At 40.7% G+C, this 18309-nt stretch carries 17 protein-coding genes; 11 read left to right on the top strand and 6 right to left on the bottom strand.

What is annotated here, in order from left to right; all coding sequences use genetic code 11:
* Positions 1-21: 21 nt before the first annotated feature.
* Positions 22-984, bottom strand: coding sequence for an HAD family hydrolase (locus QA601_07140; GenBank protein MDG5814844.1), 963 nt, complete (start codon positions 982-984; stop codon positions 22-24).
* A 293-nt stretch (positions 985-1277) separates the two neighbouring features.
* On the opposite strand from QA601_07140, the gene QA601_07135 reads away from it, so the two are divergent.
* Both QA601_07135 and QA601_07130 read left to right on the top strand, forming a co-directional pair.
* Positions 1278-2168: a hypothetical protein gene (locus tag QA601_07135; protein ID MDG5814843.1), complete on the top strand. Its 891-nt coding sequence runs from the start codon at positions 1278-1280 to the stop codon at positions 2166-2168.
* A 39-nt stretch (positions 2169-2207) separates the two neighbouring features.
* Positions 2208-2441 (top strand): hypothetical protein, encoded by a 234-nt coding sequence (locus QA601_07130; GenBank protein MDG5814842.1) that lies wholly within the window; start codon positions 2208-2210, stop codon positions 2439-2441.
* A gap of 59 nt (positions 2442-2500) precedes the next feature.
* Here the strand turns inward: QA601_07130 and QA601_07125 are convergent, their stop codons facing one another.
* Positions 2501-2749, bottom strand: a complete 249-nt coding sequence (locus tag QA601_07125; GenBank protein MDG5814841.1) for a SemiSWEET transporter — start codon at positions 2747-2749, stop codon at positions 2501-2503.
* Positions 2750-2977: 228 nt separating this feature from the next.
* Here QA601_07125 and QA601_07120 point away from each other — a divergent pair, with 228 nt between their 5' ends.
* The gene (locus QA601_07120) at positions 2978-4945 is read left to right on the top strand and encodes a tetratricopeptide repeat protein (protein MDG5814840.1); all 1968 of its coding nucleotides are present in this window, start codon (positions 2978-2980) and stop codon (positions 4943-4945) included.
* Between the two features lie 10 nt (positions 4946-4955).
* The gene (locus QA601_07115; GenBank protein ID MDG5814839.1) at positions 4956-6845 is read left to right on the top strand and encodes a DUF5011 domain-containing protein; all 1890 of its coding nucleotides are present in this window, start codon (positions 4956-4958) and stop codon (positions 6843-6845) included.
* Between the two features lie 44 nt (positions 6846-6889).
* Here the strand turns inward: QA601_07115 and QA601_07110 are convergent, their stop codons facing one another.
* Positions 6890-7429, bottom strand: coding sequence for a hypothetical protein (locus QA601_07110; protein ID MDG5814838.1), 540 nt, complete (start codon positions 7427-7429; stop codon positions 6890-6892).
* A 221-nt stretch (positions 7430-7650) separates the two neighbouring features.
* Between QA601_07110 and QA601_07105 the strand changes: the two genes are divergently transcribed.
* Both QA601_07105 and QA601_07100 read left to right on the top strand, forming a co-directional pair.
* Entirely contained in the window at positions 7651-8175 is a 525-nt protein-coding gene (locus tag QA601_07105; protein ID MDG5814837.1) for a hypothetical protein, read from the top strand.
* A gap of 325 nt (positions 8176-8500) precedes the next feature.
* Positions 8501-9079, top strand: a complete 579-nt coding sequence (locus QA601_07100; GenBank protein ID MDG5814836.1) for a hypothetical protein — start codon at positions 8501-8503, stop codon at positions 9077-9079.
* A gap of 14 nt (positions 9080-9093) precedes the next feature.
* Here the strand turns inward: QA601_07100 and QA601_07095 are convergent, their stop codons facing one another.
* Positions 9094-9960 carry an RNA polymerase sigma factor RpoD/SigA gene (locus tag QA601_07095; protein MDG5814835.1) on the bottom strand — a complete coding sequence of 289 codons (867 nt, stop codon included), beginning with the start codon at positions 9958-9960 and terminating at the stop codon, positions 9094-9096.
* Positions 9961-10073: 113 nt separating this feature from the next.
* Here QA601_07095 and QA601_07090 point away from each other — a divergent pair, with 113 nt between their 5' ends.
* The gene (locus tag QA601_07090) at positions 10074-11090 is read left to right on the top strand and encodes a helix-turn-helix transcriptional regulator (GenBank protein ID MDG5814834.1); all 1017 of its coding nucleotides are present in this window, start codon (positions 10074-10076) and stop codon (positions 11088-11090) included.
* Positions 11090-12454, top strand: coding sequence for an aspartate kinase (locus QA601_07085; GenBank protein MDG5814833.1), 1365 nt, complete (start codon positions 11090-11092; stop codon positions 12452-12454). The genes QA601_07090 and QA601_07085 overlap by 1 nt, the downstream gene beginning before the upstream one ends.
* A gap of 247 nt (positions 12455-12701) precedes the next feature.
* Here the strand turns inward: QA601_07085 and rapA are convergent, their stop codons facing one another.
* The gene (rapA, locus tag QA601_07080) at positions 12702-15611 is read right to left on the bottom strand and encodes an RNA polymerase-associated protein RapA (protein MDG5814832.1); all 2910 of its coding nucleotides are present in this window, start codon (positions 15609-15611) and stop codon (positions 12702-12704) included.
* Positions 15612-15694: 83 nt separating this feature from the next.
* Entirely contained in the window at positions 15695-15928 is a 234-nt protein-coding gene (locus tag QA601_07075; GenBank protein MDG5814831.1) for a ferredoxin, read from the bottom strand.
* A gap of 169 nt (positions 15929-16097) precedes the next feature.
* On the opposite strand from QA601_07075, the gene eno reads away from it, so the two are divergent.
* The 3 genes from eno to QA601_07060 all read left to right on the top strand — a co-directional run bounded on the left by eno (position 16098) and on the right by QA601_07060 (position 18307).
* Positions 16098-17360, top strand: a complete 1263-nt coding sequence (eno, locus tag QA601_07070) for a phosphopyruvate hydratase (GenBank protein MDG5814830.1) — start codon at positions 16098-16100, stop codon at positions 17358-17360.
* A gap of 164 nt (positions 17361-17524) precedes the next feature.
* Entirely contained in the window at positions 17525-17764 is a 240-nt protein-coding gene (locus QA601_07065; protein ID MDG5814829.1) for a DUF2795 domain-containing protein, read from the top strand.
* 120 nt (positions 17765-17884) lie between these two features.
* On the top strand, positions 17885-18307 hold the full coding sequence (locus QA601_07060; GenBank protein MDG5814828.1) for a response regulator: 423 nt from the start codon (positions 17885-17887) through the stop codon (positions 18305-18307).
* The last annotated feature ends 2 nt before the right edge of the window (positions 18308-18309 follow it).

Below are 18309 nucleotides of genomic sequence, written 5' to 3'. Positions count from 1 at the left end.
TTTAAATTTTGTTCGACGACATCATTCACCATGAAACGATACTTTTGGTGGTAATTCTTCATAGTCATTAATACACAAATCCGGTATAATCGTTCCTCTTTTATCATGAAAATAGGCACTGTTTTGATCTCCTGTAAAAAAGGCTGTTTTCATACCAGCCGATGAAGCAGGTTCTATATCCATTACCAGATCGTTTCCTACAAAGAGAGTCTGAGAGGGTAGAATGTGCATTTCATAAAGAGCATCAAAGAGCTTACGAAACAGCAGTTCCCCAGGTTTCCTAACCCCATACTCATAAGAATAAAACACCAGATCAACATCAAAAAGCTCATAGTAATCATCTATTTCCCCACCAGACTGATCCCGCAGCATAAGCGTAAGATCGATAGGGGTATAAAACTGAGCATTAGATACAATTCCAAGAACAATATGCTTCTCTTTTAAAGCTTTGAGTGCGGTATACACATTAGGATACAGCTGGCGGCCAAGGGCGTGAAAGTTATAGGTAAAAGCCAGATACCGGTTGAATTCACTGCAATCGCCCGGACAGTGGTGCTCAGCTTTATACCCGTGACGCTTAAGCATAAGCAAAATAAGGTTCCATACCTCCTCTATTTTCACTTCAGCAAACATATTTCCACTTTTTTGAGCCTTTTCCTGACTTAAAACAATAAGGCCATGGTAAAATTCACTAAGAGTTTTCTCTGGTGGCTGCTGAGGGTTAATTTTTGCAAACGTGCTGCCCATGCCAAATTTTTCGCATATAACTGAAAAGGTATCGCTAAGGGTTTTTTCCTTCATTTGTGGTGTTTCAAACCCAGGACGCCAGTAATTGATCAAAGTTCCGTAAACATCAAAAATCACAGCCCGTATACCTGAGAGCTGCTCCTGAGAGGATTGGTAATAGATAGGGTTTAACTCTTTAGGTTCAGTATAGGCTTCCTTTTGATGAAGCTTTGCCGCATATTCAGCTAACTGAGACAATTGTTCTCCTGTGTTTAAAATTCTACTGGTTAGTTTATCAGTTAAAAATATATTCAAGAAACACACGATCCCACAATTATGAATTTCTACTCAATTACATCCTTAAACCAAAACCATCGGTGCGAGTTCTTTATGGCTGCCTGCATTCAAAAAACTTTGTCATAACCCACATACCTATGCGTATTGATCCGGATTACATCAGCTCCCTTGGTTTGTAACCTGACTTTTTTCTTTGTTCCTTGGAACAGCCAATTATCCGGAATGTGGCTGTAATAACTTTAGGATAGGTGACGATGAAGTTTATCCCGATTCCTTTCTCTGTTATATTATTCCTGTTTTCTCTTTCTTACGCACAGGAGAACTGGCTGCTTTCATCAGAATTCAGTCTCTCAGCCACTTTCAACAGCAATTCTCAAAACTGGAACTCAAGGGATGCCGGATCAGTCGTATGGATAGGAAGACTGGATAATACGATAGAAAAACAGCTTTCAAGTAAAATCCACTCTGAAAACACTATACGACTGGGCTTTGGTCAAACCATGGTAAAATCAAAAGATGACCAGAGCTGGTCATCACCACAAATTTCAACGGATCTACTGGATATTCAATCCATCTTAAAGTACTCGGTAAACGGTATTATTGACCCCTTCACAAGTTTCAGGGCAACCAGCCAGTTCTATGATGAGCGAGATGAAAACAACATCAGATTTTTAAACCCATTAACACTAACACAAAGCTTTGGAATGAGCAGGGATATAATAAAAAGTCCCAGTTTGTTTTGGAGAATGCGGTTAGGTGGAGCGTTTAGAACCAAATTCGACAGAGATACTCTCGAATACATCTCTCAAGGCAACCAAAGAATACCCGGCGATAGCTATCAAACATCTATAATCACCGATGGGGGCACAGAGCTGGTCTCTGAATTTAGATTCAGACATGATGAGCTGCTTACATTATCTGCAAAACTTGTGCTTTATGAAGCACTTATGCGTTCTGGTGAACTGAACAATAATTACTGGAGATATCCGGAGATTTCATGGGAAAACAATGTAAGATTATGGCTAACTGAAAATATCACCTTTAACTATCTAATGCAGGTTCTTTATGACAGAGAGGTTCATAAAAAGCCACGATTTCGACAAATCTTTTCCGCAGGGGTAACATTCTCCCTCTCAAATCGCTAATGATCCACATTTTTTTTATTAAATAAGGAGAAGTAAATTATGCAAACAGCAATACGAATCAAAAAAAAGATCGAATCAAAAACGTTGAGGCTCGATTTTCCCGAAATCGATAAATTAATGGATCGGGAAGTAGAGATAATAATTCTTGTAGATGGAAAACTAAGAGACGATTCGACTCCGCACCAGGCTGTTCAAAACTCAACACATGTAGCAGGTTCAACAGTTCTTGATCAGGAAGCGATTGAGCAAATACTGCAAAATCGGCTTAAATAGAAACTCTTACCTTTGATTGCATGGAGAGTATGTTGTAACAATAACAACTCTCCATTTTTTTATTTATATACGATTTTCATTACAAGCAGTGTAAAGGCAAGCACTAAAGTCACCAAGTTAGCGACAATGATCGGTATCTCTCTGAGTCCTATTCCATATAATAACCACATCAAAACACCCATGGTGAAGAGAGAAAACATGGATAGAGAGAGATCTTCAGTAGAACGGGTTTTCCAGGTTTTGATCACCTGGGGCAAAAATGAAATTGTAGTCAAAAAGCCTGCTAATAATCCGATAATTGTAAGCATTTCACCAATCCACTTTTCAGGTTCAATAATCAACGCCTATAAAATAGTTTACGCATACTGGTTCTGTGCCATGAACATCAGTAATTGTTTTGTTCACTATAATTAGTGGCGCATCATGGTTTTTTTAATTATTTTCCTTTTTTAGAGGTATTGTGTGAACTTTTAAGTTCCGGCACAATCGACGTGTTCTTTTTTGAAACGCTTAACTGGATTTAGGAGATCGAGGCGATGCTAAACTCTTGGGTGCTAAGGAAATCTGTTATACTCCTAATGGTGATTGGTGTTTCCATGATGCCATTTGCTTTTGATGATGATCTTCTGGCTGATCTTGAAGCTATGGAAGCAGAAATGCTTGAAGAAGAGGCTGAAATTGAAGGTGCGGAATCTTCTGTTGAAACGCAACAGGCTTCTGCTTCTGCTCCACCACAACAAAGGTCACGGTTCTCCGGTAATTACCGTGTCCTTGTAACGCGGCCTGTATATGCTCCTTATACCGACGAATCAGGGACTCAGTGGATTTCCGCAATAAGTGAAGCCTTTTTTCACTACAAGGTTTCTAGTCTTCCTTCTGCTCATGTTATTAATCCAGAACATGTTAATGAAGTCCTGAGCAATTTTAGAAATTTCGACAGACGAATCTCACGTCAGGCATATATAGAAACTGCTGAGCAGCAGGGAGCGACCCATCTTCTGTATCAGGAATATGAACCCCAAAGCCGTAATGAAGTGCGTTTTACCCTGGAATTGTTTTCCATAGTCGATAACCAGCAAGTTACTCAAACCACCGAAATAATTGATCTATCTGAGCTTGAAAGCGGCTTAATGGAACTTTTGGATCCCATAGCTACTACTATTTACCCTGATGCACAGGTGCTTAGTGCCTATAGGAATAATTTTTTGGGCGATAATCGCAGAGTACTTGAAAATCTGGGGAATTCACTTGTAGATGAAGGATGTTATGCAGAAGGCGGAGCATCGTCGATCTTTGATGCAGTTAACAGAATTGCCAATCAAAATTCAGAACTCCCTGTAGCTCTTTTTACCGCAGCCGCAGTAGCTTCAAGAGCAGGACAGCACTCTGAAGCTATTGAACACCAGCTTAGACTCATAAGTCGCTCCGGAGATCACCCTGCACTTCATTTAGCGATGTCTACCTATTACAGACGTGCAGAACGCTTCTCCGATGCTACCAATTCCCTTTCTATAGCCGAAAATGTACCAGCCCTAAGAGTACCAGTGGCTCTGCAAAGAGCGATTCTGTTCCAGGAGCAAGGTTTCTTAAACAGAGCAAAAGACCAATACAATGTTGTCTTGGAGAGCGGTGAAGCGAGTGGAAGAGTATTTTTTCGTCTTGCTCTTTTAAGTGTTCAACTGGGAAGCTATGATGCGGTCTCAAATTATTTAAACAGAGCCGAAAACGCAGGGTTTGCCCTGGATGACCAGCAGTACTTTGAACTTGGGATGGCTTATGCCGATATCGGCAATCAGGATGAGAACGCGATACAGTATCTTAGACGAAGCCTTGAATTTAATCAAAGTAATGCCGAGGCTTGGAAAAGGCTTGCGGAAATTTATAAGCGTACCGGTAATGAAAAAGATGCTGCTGAATGCTACATCAATCTGTTCCATCTCGATAACAATGCTAACCGTGATATGCTCAGAATTGCTGGTGAAACCTATGAAAGGATAGGAGAAACTGAAAAAGCAAAAGATGTCTACAGCTTGTTTCTTGCCAGACGCTTTAATAACCCTATCGTTTCTTTAAGATTAGCCACTATATACTTCAATGAAGATAATTGTGAGGAAGCAACCAACTTACTTGATGGAATCGATACTCTTGACATTATTCGTCATGAAGCATCGGTGATCATGGATGAGTGTCTTGGTCCTGACAGAGGACGAAGAGTGGTAACTACTGCACCCACTATGGCTTCATCACGTCCCTCAGCATTTAGAACCATCACCAGAATAACTTCAGGGGTTGGACTTGTAGCGGGAATTGCCGGTGGAATTATTATGAATAATGATATTAAAGATCTGGAAGAAGAATACAGTGACGCAAAATCTCAAAGCATAGTGTTAGAAAAGAGAGATGAAATTGAAGATAAAAAACTTCTTCGCAACATTCTCTACAGTGTTGCGGGTGCATCTTCTTTAGCATTCACTCTAACCATAGCGATACCATCCAGAAAGTGAGGCTGATGTCATGAAATACTTTAAATTTATTGGTGGCTCTCTTGCCGCACTGCTATTGATAGTTTTGTACAGTTGTACTAATGTCGAGTTTAATAATGTGCTCGATCCTCAGTATGAAGGTTATATAGGTGATGAAGCAGCTGCTGATGGAGAAAACGGTATTGCCAGAGGCCTAGATCCGGATGATCCGGTGTTTGGTGATACAATTCCTCCTGAGATCATTTTCTACAAAATGGTCGATGGCCAAAGGGTTGAAACGGAAAGTGATACCATCACCATAGACCAGTTTGATGAAGAAGCTTTACATTTGGTTATGAATGACCTTTTTGAAGGCAAAGACAACTGGCCTCCTTATGATCTAACCGATAGTGTACAAATTTCCGGCCAACAGGTTAATGTCAACATCCCGGGTACCTACAGACTTCGATTCTCCGTTTCTGATTCAAGACATCCAGCAGTTAACAGAGACAGATTTGTTGTTGTAGAAGAAGTTGATATTCCCAGTGATAATCCTCCGAGCTTGCATGTAAATGCTGATGACACAATTACCTTCTATGTAGATTCGGAGTTTAGAATGCCTGAAGTTACAGCATGGGATGATGATGGTACTCTGGAAGTGGAGCATGAGGATAACATCGACATGTCCACAGAAGGAGTCTACTATATAACTTTTTGGGCAGAGAATGAGTTCGGCAGAGAAGAAGCGACTGTTTACGTGCGTGTACAACAGAGATCAGGCCAAAATACCGACCCACCAACTATAACTCTTGATGGACCATCAGAACTAACGCTTGATGTTGGTAGCGCGTTCGTTGAGCCCGGTTACAGCGCAGAAGATAATATGGGTAATGATATTACAGACCAGGTTACTATCAGATACCGTCGTCCCGATGTTCAAACGGTCGATGAATTAGATACTGATATACCAGGAGTGTGGAGAGTTATGTACAACGTACGGGATAGCGACGGACGTAGTGCATCTGCTAACAGAACTTTGACTATCCAAAGTGATGGAGAACCTCCTGAACTTACGCTGCTTGGTGAAGCAGAGATGGAATGGCCACAAGGTGAACCATTTGTAGATCCCGGATACGAGTATGATGATTCAGACCCTAATGTAACCGTCAGTGTGACCGGCAGAACTGGCGGCTGGATACATGAAGCAGGGCGCACCCAGGAGATCATCTATACAGCCATTGACGCTTCAACCGGTCATTATACCGAAAGAAAACGCTTAGTTACAGTAGTTGGTGATAACGATAATGGAAACGGTGGGGGCAACGGTGATGTCGGTGAGCCCACAATTGAACTTCTGGGTGATGATCCGTTAACCATTGACCAGTTTACCAACTTCGATGATGTTGATCCAGGTGCTACAGCGGAAGACTATGAAGGAAACAGCCTTACCGTTTCTGTTGGAGGTGATTTAGACACCCGAACACCTGGCGAGTATGAAGTTATCTACACAGCAGAAGACAGCCATGGTAACACTGTGCAGGTTACACGTACGGTGATTGTGGAAGAGGTGGATGGTGACGCACTGTTTGCAAAATATGGGGTACCAAGGGACGGTGCTCTGCCTGCTATAGGCGGACAGTACACCTCAATTACTGTAGAAGGCGACGGGGTCAATTTCAGCAATGTACAAAGCTTTACTTTCGATTGGGACGGAGTTGGTCTTTACGGATTTGCCATCAATACCACGGACGGTAATCCTGATTGGTATATAGCTTTACATAATAGCGCAAACTTTTCTTACAGTTTCAGCTCAGCGCAGCCTAGTTTTACCATAGAATCATCTGGTTTTGATGGCTTTGATGGAGAATACTACGTTAATGTGCATGAAGGAAACCTGGTGTTTGTACATTCTACAGGAGCTCATGCCATAGTTTTTGAATAATTCTTAAAGGATTACAAAGTGGGAGATGAAAACCTAAAAGGTTTTCATCTCTTTTCTTTTTCATAGAGGTAATTTTCCAAATTTTCCTTAAACTTTTTTACTCCCCCCTCTATCATTCTCAAATAGATTCGGTTTAAATTGCCAGCAAATCGTACATCCTGTTTAAAATCAATATAAGTATAACCATCTTTAGTTCTGATATCATACACACTATGCGAATAGATCATCTCCGGAATCAATCCTCTGTTGTGCCAAAAACTATCCAACGAAGCAATTACTCTGTTATCCTCTTTTTTCCTTAGAAAATGTGATCGGGCCTGATAAAAAAACCTGCTAAGCATTACTTCCATGGTGTAATACCCCTCGCCTTCCTCCTTAAAAGTTGTACTACCAGCTTCAAAGGAGTACCTGGAGACATGATCATATTCGTAGAGGATATTTAAAACCGTATCAGAAGGCAAAGAAGTTACAAATGTCGCAGAAACAGAGTACCCACTGTCATTGCGTAAAAAGGTTAGATCATTTGAGCCTGAAACGTATCCTGTAATCAATACAATTGATATTAAACACAGGTGCCATTTCATATGCCACCTCCTTAAACCCACCATTATTAAAGTAGGAAACGTTTCCCTGAAAAAATGTACTGTACATCGTTAGCTATAGTTACTTATGTTTCAAAACACATGCCGCCTTACTTTTGAGTTATAAGAAAAGGTAAAAAGATTAACAGTTTTTTTCTCTTTTAAACTATATTACCTTAACACCTACTTAAAACACATTGAGCATGCAAAAGAGGAGTCCGGATATGCCTGATATCTACTCACTGGTATGTTTTACCGCAGCCCTTTCATTACTCCTGCTATCTCCTTCTCACAGTGATACAGTTGTAATATCAAACGATTCATTGCCATCCACTCTCTCCCCTGCACATTCCGAGATAGATTTTTTTGATATCACCGATCCTTTTACCCTACCAGATCTCTCAGACTCTACTTTAACCCCAAACACCCTAGTGAGTACAGACTCTGCTTACGGCATCTTTTTTCCTGCAAACCCTGTTAATTACAGCTCAGGAAAGGCTGAATTTTCTGTTAATACTTTCGGCCCCTCCACTCTTCAAATAACAATTTTTGATGCCACCGGCAATGCACTTTTTGAATGGAGTTGCCGTACCGATAATAAAGGTTTCAGTGGTCCTATAGTTTGGAATCTCACAAACAAACATCAGCGCAGAGTCGCTGCCGGAAGTTACCTGGTAAGGGTACAAAGCTATAATAAAGAGACTCGAAAAACAACTAACTACTCAGCAATGCTTGGTATTACAAGATAACATCTTCTTTTTTTTTGCGCTAAAGTGCCTTAAATGGGTGATTGAGAGGTAATTTAACTCAGTGTTATATCGTTTCCATACCAAATGTTTTTTTTTAAACAATAATTTATCTACTGCTCCCGTAGTACTTTATAGTGACCTCAAGGGGTTGCTACCTCCTTCTTAAGGGTGAAGGTGCACGGGTCCGTATCGAGCTTAAAATGTTCGGTGCGGACTTTTTTTTTCGGTTCTCCCACAATCTATTTTTATAGATGAATAACCATTTTTTTGGAAAACCAACCATGACCATTGCAGATTTATTTTGCTTTTAAGTAAGGAAGTGGCGATGAAAAACATTATCTCTCTATTATTGATTGCTTTCACTACAGCTATTTCATCTACTACTTTGACTCCTCCTATCGCTATCAATCCCGTAGTAAATGAAATTGGGGACAGTCTAAGGCTTGAGAACAGAAAAAAAGTTTTTGTTGGAGAAATCACCAATAATTCAAGCAGCAGTGATTCTTCAATTATCGGGTATACAAGAACCGGGCGACGTACCAAATCTGCACTGGTATCATCACCACAACCTCAGGAAGTTATTCAAAAGTCCCTTAAAAATGCTTTTTCTTCCCATGGTATCTATGCACCAGATCCTAGTACAGCAGATTTTATTTTAGAAGCCACTCTTTTGGAATTTAAATTAAGTGAAGAGGACAGGTTTTTTCATCAAATCTTGAGGTCAGCTGTGAAAATAGAATTCACCCTCACTGACCCCTACGATTCAACGAATGTACGCGGTTTTACCATACGAAACACAGGAGAAAGAACAGCTTTTAATGCAACCAAACACGCTGAGACTGTGTTGCAACAGACCATTGAAAACATAATCGGAGAATTAATCAACAGAATAGATTCTCTTTGAATTACGTTTATTTTTTAATCACTGTTTCTAAACATCTTTAATCGCTTGCTGCGTGAAGAGTGCTTAAGCCTCTTTAAGGCTTTTTCCTTTATCTGCCTAACTCTTTCTCTGGTGAGATTGAATCTCAATCCGATCTCTTCAAGAGTGTGCGCCACGTCCTCACCGATACCAAAGTAGAGTTTCAGTACCTCTTTTTCTTTTTCAGAGAGAGTATCCAGCGTTCTTTCAATCTCTTCCTGCAGAGAGATATCCATAACACCGTCATCTGGTTTGGCACTTTTTGAGTCTTGAAGAACATCGTAGAGTTTGGAACTTTCCCCCTGAAGAAGTGGCGCATCAAGCGACATATGGCTGTTACCGATTTTTATCGTCTCACCAACCTCTTTTTGGTCTATACTGAGCTCCTGGGCCAATTCCTCCACATTTGGAAGGCGTCTGTACTTTTGCTCCAGTCTGCTCTGAGCTTTTCCGATTTTATGGATTGTGCCGACCCTGTTAAGAGGTAATTTAATAATTCGGGACTGTTCGGCAAGGGCTTGCAGTATAGCCTGACGTATCCACCATACTGCATAGGAGATAAATTTAAAGTTTTTCTTTTCATCAAATCTCTTGGCAGCTCTTATGAGACCAAGGTTACCCTCGTTGATAAGATCATTTAATGGCAGACCCTGATTTTGGTAGTTTCTACACACACTGACTACAAAGCGAAGATTTGCTTTCACCAGTTTTTCCAGAGCCTTTCGGTCCCCTTTTTTGATCTTTACGGCAAGTTCAGCTTCCTCTTCGAGTTTAAGCGACTTATGTTTGCTAATCTCCTTGAGGTAGAGCGCAAGAGAGTTATCATCAGAGATAAAGATTGTGTCCGAGTTTTTGGGAGGCATAGTTTACTTCAGAAGCGTTTAAATGAAAAAAGATAAATTGTAATACTACTAATATAAAATCTGCAAAATCTTATTACCAACACCAACTGGTACATAATGTATTTTATTTGGTCATGTTTTCGAATCGTGATGAATTACTGGCACAATTTAATAGTCCGGTATACAGGGATCACCCTGATTTACCGGGACTTAGTACCTTTTGTTGTCTGCAGAGCTGGCAAGATAAGCCAGTAATTGAGCTTTCGAGGGTAAAAATAGAGATCCATTCCATGGATTACCTGGTATATAATGGATCACCTGCCAAGGCTAATTCTTACTTCCCACTGAAATTCCAACAAAATTGTTACAGACTGTGGTATCAAACTGAAGGTTTTGGAATACTTCAAAATGTCACAAACAGTAGCTTTGGAACTGCAAGGCCCGGACTGCTTGGTATTATGGACCGGGGTGAACGTCATAGCTATCTACACCAGCGAGGCAATTTTCAGTGTTTTCAGATTCTCTTTTCACTCCACCCATCAAATCAAGCTAAGTGCTTCTGGAATAGTGAAATTGAAGGTAAGATAAATCTTGAAGGCAATGAAAAAGCGTATTTTGAAAACCTCATCTTTGATCTGATGCTTGTGCTCTCTAAAGGAAAAGAGATGCTTGGGCTTGCAACCATTTCACGCATTCTTGAAATACTGGTCGTTCTGTTTAAAAAAGGCCTTTTGCTAATTGAGGAAAATCAGTTTCCCAAAAACAAAGCCAAAAGTTTGGTTGCAATGGCCAGAAATTTCATGAAATCAAATTATGCATCCATGGAACACCAGCAAGAGCTGGAACGTGAATGTGCTGTTGATATAAACTACCTTAACATACTGTTTAAAAAAGAAACAGGTCTAACCCTTTATCAGTACATGATAAGCGTACGAATTGAGCATGCAAAACATCTCCTTGAGACAACTACTATACCAATTGTAGATATTGCATACAAAGTGGGTTACCCTAACTGTAATTCATTCACGCGTGTTTTTAAAAAGCATACCGGAATTACGCCCCAAAACTACAGGATCTGCGGGGGGATAAAAACGCCCCCTAAAGGAACCTTGCCCACCTCTAATACATTACAGACATCGGAGCAATTATAATGGATTTTTTAGTATGTAAGTTCGGTGGTAGCTCTGTTGCCACCAGTGAAAAGATGAAAAAAATCGTTTCAATTCTTAAAAAGAATAAGAATCGGCGTTGTGTTGTGCTCTCAGCACCAGGCAAAGCACCAGGTTTTAATGTTAAGGTAACAGACCTACTCATTGAATCTGCTCAAAAAGCGCTTAATGATCAGGATTACAGTGCTACAATCCAAGAGATCAGAAGTCGTTTCATGGCAATTTATGAGCCGTTGGGCGTTCCGGATGATGTTCAGGAGCAAATCTACTCTGAAATCGACAAACGCCTTCAGTCTCCAAAAGATCATGAAGCAAAGTTTCGTGATCTGGTGGTGTCGGCAGGTGAAGACATAAACAGTAAACTCTTTGCTCAATACTTAAACACCCTTGGAATGAATGCCCAATATGTGAGTCCCAAGGATGCAAGTCTGATTGTAACTGATCAGTTTGGTGATGCTCAACCACTGGATGAAGTGGCTATGAGGCTTGCTTCACTTAAACGTATCTGTGCTGAGAAAATAGTTATTTTTCCCGGTTTTTTCGGTTATACAGAAAAAGGTGAAGTTGCTACATTCAGCAGAGGTGGGAGCGATCTGACCGGCGCTATACTGGCAGAAGCAATAGATGCAGCGGAATATGAAAACTGGACCGATGTTGATGGTATCTTTAGCGCTCATCCCGGAATTGTAGATAATCCCTCTCAAATTTCAGCCCTTACCTATAAGGAGATGCGGGAACTTTCTTATATTGGATTCAATGTGCTACATGAAGAAGCAGTAAAACCAATCATGAAAAAGAAGATTCCTATCCGCCTGCGCAACACCAATAATATCGAAAATAAGGGCACGCTCATCGTTTCCGAAAGGCTGCCAAACGAACGTGATATAATAGGAGTGGCATCCGGAGGAGGTTACTGCAGTTTCACCCTTCAAAAATTCCTTATGAACCGGGAAAAGGGATTTGGACGCAAAACACTCTCTATCATAGAAGACATGGACCTCTCCTATGAACACTGCCCCTCCGGAGTAGACAACATCTCAGTTATTCTCGACCAAACACAATTGAAAGCCGAAACCGTAAACAATATTATCCGTGCCTTCGATGAACAACTAACACCAGAGGAAATTAAAACCGAATTTGGTATTGCCCTTGTCTCTTTGGTCGGTGAAGGCCTGATTCACAAAATCGGTGTGCTTGGCCAGGCAGCTACAGCTCTTTCTGAAAGCGGTGTTAACATTAAAATGGTTAATCAGGGAAGCAGCGAGATCAGTATTATCTTTGGAATCGATGCTTCTGATGAAAAAAAGGCAGTAAATGCACTCTATAATGCATTCTTTATTGAATAGCAAATACAAAGCGTTGCTATCCCAACAAGATTGAACTTAAGGGCGTTTTCCTGTTTAAGGGCAAAACGCCCTCATCAATTTTAAAACATTCTTCTTAATTTACATTCCGGGCCTGTATAAAAATTCCAGTGAGAACCAAATGGGTATAGCCTCTTTTAGAAATACAGTAGTACAAACTTTAAGCTATAGTCTGGAGTCTGAGTGTCCTATGTGCCCCCTGAGTAATAAACTATAAGCCCTAAGCAATTTAGCCCTGATGCAAAATAATTAACCGTAAGGCATCAAGTCTTAGAACAGCTCCATCAACAGCCTCAATCAACTCATCTTTCTCTTTTCTTACAGCTTCAAGCTCTTGTTCTGAAACAGATTCATTAAGATCACGTAAATAGTTGAAGCGATCTATCTCATTTCCCAGCGATTTGCTAATCTCCTGGCGGGCCCTTTTAATACGATTAGATGAGATATCAAAAGCAACTTCCTCGGCACTTCTAACCATCTCCGGAAAAAGCATTTTAAGATGCTCGTTTGAAAGTATTGGGTGTGTCTTCAATTGTACCAACTTGTCTTCAGATAGCAGAGCATTAATTTCATCGGTGCAATCATTCATGCTCTGATCGACTGCAATTCGCACAGGTTCTGGAGGAAGAAAACGGCTGGTATTGAGAGAAAGCGGCGCATTACATTCAATGACAAAAACAGTTTCTAATATTAGCTTTTGCTTTTTACCTTTCACTTGTACTAAAGTGCAATTACCACTGGCAGAACCTAAGTAAAGGTCAAACAAACCTCTCACTGACGGATGATCCATTGTAATAAATTCAAAATCTTCCCGATGAAGAGCGGTTGAGCGGTCAAAGGTTATAACAGGACGGGACTCCCGTATTCCGGGAAGTTCCTTTTCACCAAAGGCATCAGCCCACAGTTTATATGTTCTGTTGCCTGTCTGTTCGGCAAAAATCCCCTGTTCCTTTAAAAGTGACATTACAACCCTCTCTAATTCTTTACTCTTCTCGGTTTTCCTGATCAGATCAATAAGTTTTTTTGCCTTAAGTGGTCTGAAAGAATGCTGCTCAAGTAACCGGTCTCTGCTGGACTGAAGTCGCTCAGCAATCTCAGTTTTTACTCTAAAGGTATGAGCGATAAGTTTTTCCAACAGTTCCTCTTTTTCACTCCCTTTTATAACCGCAGCAATAACTTCTCGAAGCTCTTCCCGTACTCGTTCATAAACTTCAAAAGACCCGGCAAAAGAAGTTTCAAGCAGTTCAAGCCCTTCATTATACCACCTGGCAAGTACACTGTATGGTGTATCAATTATAACCGGCAGGTGAATTATGATTGGCCCCTTTTGACCGATACGATCTAAACGGCCTATTCTCTGCTCTAAAAGCGATGGATTATGCGGTAGATCAAACAGTATCAGGTGGTGTGCAAACTGAAAGTTACGTCCTTCGCTGCCAATCTCAGAACACAATAGTAACCTTGCTCCATCCTCTTCAGAAAACCATGCAGCATTTCTGTCTCTTTGGATAAGAGTCATATCCTCATGAAAAAGAGCAGTGTCTACAGAGATTTTCTTTTTCAATGCAGCATCAATGGCAACAGCTTTCTCTTTTGTGGTACAGATAAGTACCATTTTCTGATCTTTAAACTCTTTTAGAATCGAAACGATATAGTCGATTCTTGGATCTGCACTAAGTGAGATCTTTGTGTCTGATGGCACTGGCTCACTATCGAATTTATATTCCCTGATCACCCTTTCTTTTACAGATTTATTCGCCTGAAGAGGCTTGACCATTACCGTACGGGATGGGAATCCGCCGATATTTGCCCGGGTGTTTCTGAAGATTGCTCGCCCCACACCAAAAAGGTCAAGCAGTGTTGCAACCATCTCATCTCTGGTAGTTTCTTTAGCACTGCTTGCTGTTCTTATTTCTTCTGCACTGATTGTTTTATGAGAGGCTGATAAGGTGGTCAAAAATTCGACCTCCTCTTCAGTGAGTTCGTTACCATCCAGAATTTTACCGGTGACGGCGGCTATTTGTGAGTGAAATTTCATCTCTTTAAGGAAAGTATCATACTCACCATACCTGGCACTGTCGAGCAGTTGCAATCTGGCGAAATGTTCTCTGTTTCCATAATGCTCAGGTGTCGCGCTAAGAAATAAAACATCGGAAACAGTAAGGGTCAGCTTTTCAAGGAGTCTGAAAAAGTCACTTCCCTCTCTTGCGTGATGAACTTCATCCACCACCAGAAGATCCCATTTTGCATTCAAAGCCTGCTGAGCAGCAATGGTATTTTTCACAAGTAAGTCTGTAGTACAAAGTACAAACTGCTCTGTAAGAAACGGATTACACTCTTTATCCTCTATGCCGTTTAAATATTGCTCATCAAAGATTTTAAATGTCAGATTGAATTTTCTCAACAGCTCAACAAACCAAAGGTGAACAAGAGCATTTGGTACAGTAATCAATACTCTGTTTACCTTGGCAGTGAGAATAAGTCGGTGAAGAATAAGGCAGGCCTCAATAGTTTTGCCAAGCCCCACCTCATCAGCTAAAAGAACCCTCCGTTTGTACCTGGCTGCCACTTGCTGAGCGATATATAGCTGATGTGGGATAAGTTGAATTCTTGGCCCGGTAAAGCCAAGCGCGTTTGAATTCTCGATTACGCTTTTAAGCTTTTGAGCGTCATAGCGAAGGGTAAAAGCAGAGAGCGGATCAAATTCACCCGCCATTAATCGGTCCAATGGCCCGGCGGCCCTCATGGAATCACTAAGTTCAGATTCTGCAACGACGCCCTCTTTTGTAGTATAGAAAAGCTCCTGGTCTTTTTCTTCTGTTTTTAAAACCAGAAGCTTTTTACCATTCTTGAGCTCAATGTGTGAGTTAGGTCCAAATTGCACCCTCAAAAGAGGAGCATTTTCCTTAGAGTAACGACGCTTATCTGCTCCCCCGTGAAAGGAGATCTCAACAAATCTGCTTTGGGTGGAAGTAATCTTTCCAAGCCCCAATTCAGGTTCCATTTCACTGACCCAGCGTTGGCCCACCTTAAACTGCGCAGTATCTCTTCGACCAGCTGAATACAGCATTTCTTCTCTGCCATAGCTTTCGGGAGAAAATTCATCCCCGCTACTGTTAAACCCTCTTTTTCGAGCCATTCTTTCTAAACCTACCGGTATTTAATGATTAAGAAGTCACTAAAGATAGATCCTGCGCTCACAAGAAGGCCTACAAACCAGGGTTAGAGTTCAAAATTTTGAATTCCGTTGCCCTTTGACTTACGAATATCTCTTATTCTGATGCAATGTCTGGGGCAAAATTGTACCGCCAGAAAACAGTCTCCTTCAGAATCCTGTGGTACATTAAACATCTTTGAGCCTGCTCTTCCATCCGGAGCGAGGCAAAACACTTCCTCACACAAGCTCACACACATCCCACAACCTTCACATGAATCTATGTCTACATACACTCTCATGAGACACTCCCAAGGATTATAATTACCAGCTCCTACCTGTTATAAATCAATTGCAATGAACAGACCAAGACTCTTTTTTCTCATGGACTAATTTTTGCTAGATTTTCTCTGCTACCTTTTACTCTCAAACCTGCGTACTTATAACCCAAAATCAAGAAAGGTGCTCATCATGGCCACAATTAAAGAGATTCGTGGAAGAGAGATTCTCGATTCCAGAGGTAACCCCACCGTAGAAGTGGAAATTACGCTTGAAAATGGTATAAAAGCCATATCGGCGGTGCCTTCAGGTGCATCTACCGGAAGCAGAGAAGCCATTGAACTTAGAGATAAAGACCCCAATCGGTATAATGGAAAGGGTGTTCTAAAAGCTGTGGAAAATGTTAATTCTGTCATCGCCGATGCTTTAAAGGGAAAAGATCCTTCAGAGCAAAAGAAAATTGATGATTTGATGATTGAGCTGGACGGTACGCCCAATAAAGAAAAACTTGGAGCGAATGCGATTCTGGGGGTATCTATCTCTGTAGCAAAAGCAGCAGCACAGGATAAAAAAACCCCCCTGTTTCTCTATTTAAGCGCCGGAAAGATTAATCCTCTTCCAATACCTTTTTTTAATATCCTAAATGGTGGCGCACACGCAGATACTAATGTTGATATTCAGGAATTCATGATAGCACCCGTTGGAGCCCCATCATTTTGTGAAGCTTTAAGGTTTGGTACCGAAACATATCATTCACTTAAATCGGTTCTTAAGTCTGAAAAACTCAATACAGGTGTTGGTGATGAAGGTGGATTTGCACCTGAGTTAAAAACAAACGAAGAAGCACTGGAGCTTATTGTAAGAGCTATTGAAAAAGCTGGATACAGACCAGGTGAAGACATAGCGCTTGCTATGGATGCTGCTGCAAGCGAGTTTTATGAAGATGGAGAGTATGTATTAAAAGCAGATAGAAAACGGCTCCCCGCAAAAGGTATGGTAGAGTATTATCGATCTATACTGAGCAAATACCCGGTAATCTCCATCGAAGATGCACTTTCGGAGCATGATTGGGAGGGCTGGAAACTTCTTACAAAAGAATTAGGAAATAAGGTGCAGTTGGTAGGTGATGATCTCTTTGTAACCAATTCAGAAATTCTAAAAAAAGGAATAGATGAGGGGATTGCAAATTCCATACTTATCAAATTAAACCAAATTGGTACAGTCACCGAAACAATCAAAACAGTTGAAATGGCGCTTGAAGCCTCTTACAAATGTATGTTTTCCCATAGAAGCGGTGAGACTGAAGATTCCTTCCTTGCTGATATTTCCGTTTCTGCAGGAACCGGCCAATTAAAAACAGGCGCAACGGCCCGTTCGGAAAGAATTGCTAAATATAACCAACTGCTTAGAATTGAAGAGATGCTTGGAAGTGATGCTAAGTATTATAAGTACTAAGAGTAATTATACAGGAGCGAAAAAAGCAATATTTCGGTGATTTTATGGAACCCAAAGCACATAAATCCCCTCTTTTGACCGAACTATTAGAGTATAGTTTCGTAAGTTTTAAATTGAGGGGTTTTAGTATATATCCTGATCTCAGTGCCGACAGGGAGGTTTCCATGTCAAAGAAAGTTAATCCAATAGACGTTGAGCAATTTTTAGAAAAAACCAATTTCCCAGCTCAAAAAAATGACATTATTACATTTGCTAAAAATGACCATGCCCCAGAGCCAATATTGGCTGCACTGCAAAACATTCCAGACCGGCAGTATTCAAATCCACAGGATGCCGCAAAAGAGACATTTTCTGCAGAAGATGAGCCTCAGGGCCCAATGGGGATAGATTCGTGTGAAGACTGAGTAGTTTTATGCGTTATCCGCATTAGCCGGATAACGCATATTTCTGTTCTTCGGCAAGGTGTTTGCTGTTTTACTCTTTCGGAAAGGAACTTACAATTAATTCAACTTGGGAGGTTTAATGTGGCAGGCTCCATACTGATTCTTGATGATGTGGAGATCGGTTTAACCGTTATGAAAATGTTTTTGAAAAAATCGGGCTATAGTAACATAGTAACCTTTGACGACCCTCACACTGCTCTTTCCTACATTAAGGATACAGAAGTCCCGTCTCTAATAATTACCGATTACAAAATGCCGAAAATGACTGGTTTAGATTTCTTAAATTTGGTTTCTTCTCTCAAGCCAGATATCGAGGCGATAATTGTAACCGGAGATGCAAAAGCAGTTTCAGGTAAGTGCGGTAAATACACAGTAGTAGAAAAAGGGTGTGTCGATTTTTTTAAGAATATTTTAGCACTGGTTACTTCAAAAATGTCAAAACCAAAGAAAACGCAAACAACATTCGATTCACAAAAAATTAAAATTGGTTCAATGATATCTTAAGT

The sequence above is a fragment of the Chitinispirillales bacterium ANBcel5 genome (assembly GCA_029688955.1).
GTDB classification, from domain to species: Bacteria; Fibrobacterota; Chitinivibrionia; order Chitinivibrionales; family Chitinispirillaceae; genus Cellulosispirillum; species Cellulosispirillum alkaliphilum.
Note: the sequence above shows the minus strand (reverse complement) of the source record. Positions and strands in the feature narration are given on the sequence as shown.

Bases quoted from the DNA above. Each gene is read 5' to 3' on its own strand.
- QA601_07135 (MDG5814843.1), top strand. From the start codon at position 1,278: ATGAAGTTTATCCCGATTCCTTTCTCTGTTATATTATTCCTGTTTTCT.
- QA601_07130 (MDG5814842.1), top strand. From the start codon at position 2,208: ATGCAAACAGCAATACGAATCAAAAAAAAGATCGAATCAAAAACGTTG.
- QA601_07125 (MDG5814841.1), bottom strand. From the start codon at position 2,749: ATGCTTACAATTATCGGATTATTAGCAGGCTTTTTGACTACAATTTCA.
- QA601_07120 (MDG5814840.1), top strand. From the start codon at position 2,978: ATGCTAAACTCTTGGGTGCTAAGGAAATCTGTTATACTCCTAATGGTG.
- QA601_07115 (MDG5814839.1), top strand. From the start codon at position 4,956: ATGAAATACTTTAAATTTATTGGTGGCTCTCTTGCCGCACTGCTATTG.
- QA601_07110 (MDG5814838.1), bottom strand. From the start codon at position 7,429: ATGAAATGGCACCTGTGTTTAATATCAATTGTATTGATTACAGGATAC.
- QA601_07105 (MDG5814837.1), top strand. From the start codon at position 7,651: ATGCCTGATATCTACTCACTGGTATGTTTTACCGCAGCCCTTTCATTA.
- QA601_07100 (MDG5814836.1), top strand. From the start codon at position 8,501: ATGAAAAACATTATCTCTCTATTATTGATTGCTTTCACTACAGCTATT.
- QA601_07095 (MDG5814835.1), bottom strand. From the start codon at position 9,960: ATGCCTCCCAAAAACTCGGACACAATCTTTATCTCTGATGATAACTCT.
- QA601_07090 (MDG5814834.1), top strand. From the start codon at position 10,074: ATGTTTTCGAATCGTGATGAATTACTGGCACAATTTAATAGTCCGGTA.
- QA601_07085 (MDG5814833.1), top strand. From the start codon at position 11,090: ATGGATTTTTTAGTATGTAAGTTCGGTGGTAGCTCTGTTGCCACCAGT.
- rapA (MDG5814832.1), bottom strand. From the start codon at position 15,611: ATGGCTCGAAAAAGAGGGTTTAACAGTAGCGGGGATGAATTTTCTCCC.
- QA601_07075 (MDG5814831.1), bottom strand. From the start codon at position 15,928: ATGAGAGTGTATGTAGACATAGATTCATGTGAAGGTTGTGGGATGTGT.
- eno (MDG5814830.1), top strand. From the start codon at position 16,098: ATGGCCACAATTAAAGAGATTCGTGGAAGAGAGATTCTCGATTCCAGA.
- QA601_07065 (MDG5814829.1), top strand. From the start codon at position 17,525: ATGTCAAAGAAAGTTAATCCAATAGACGTTGAGCAATTTTTAGAAAAA.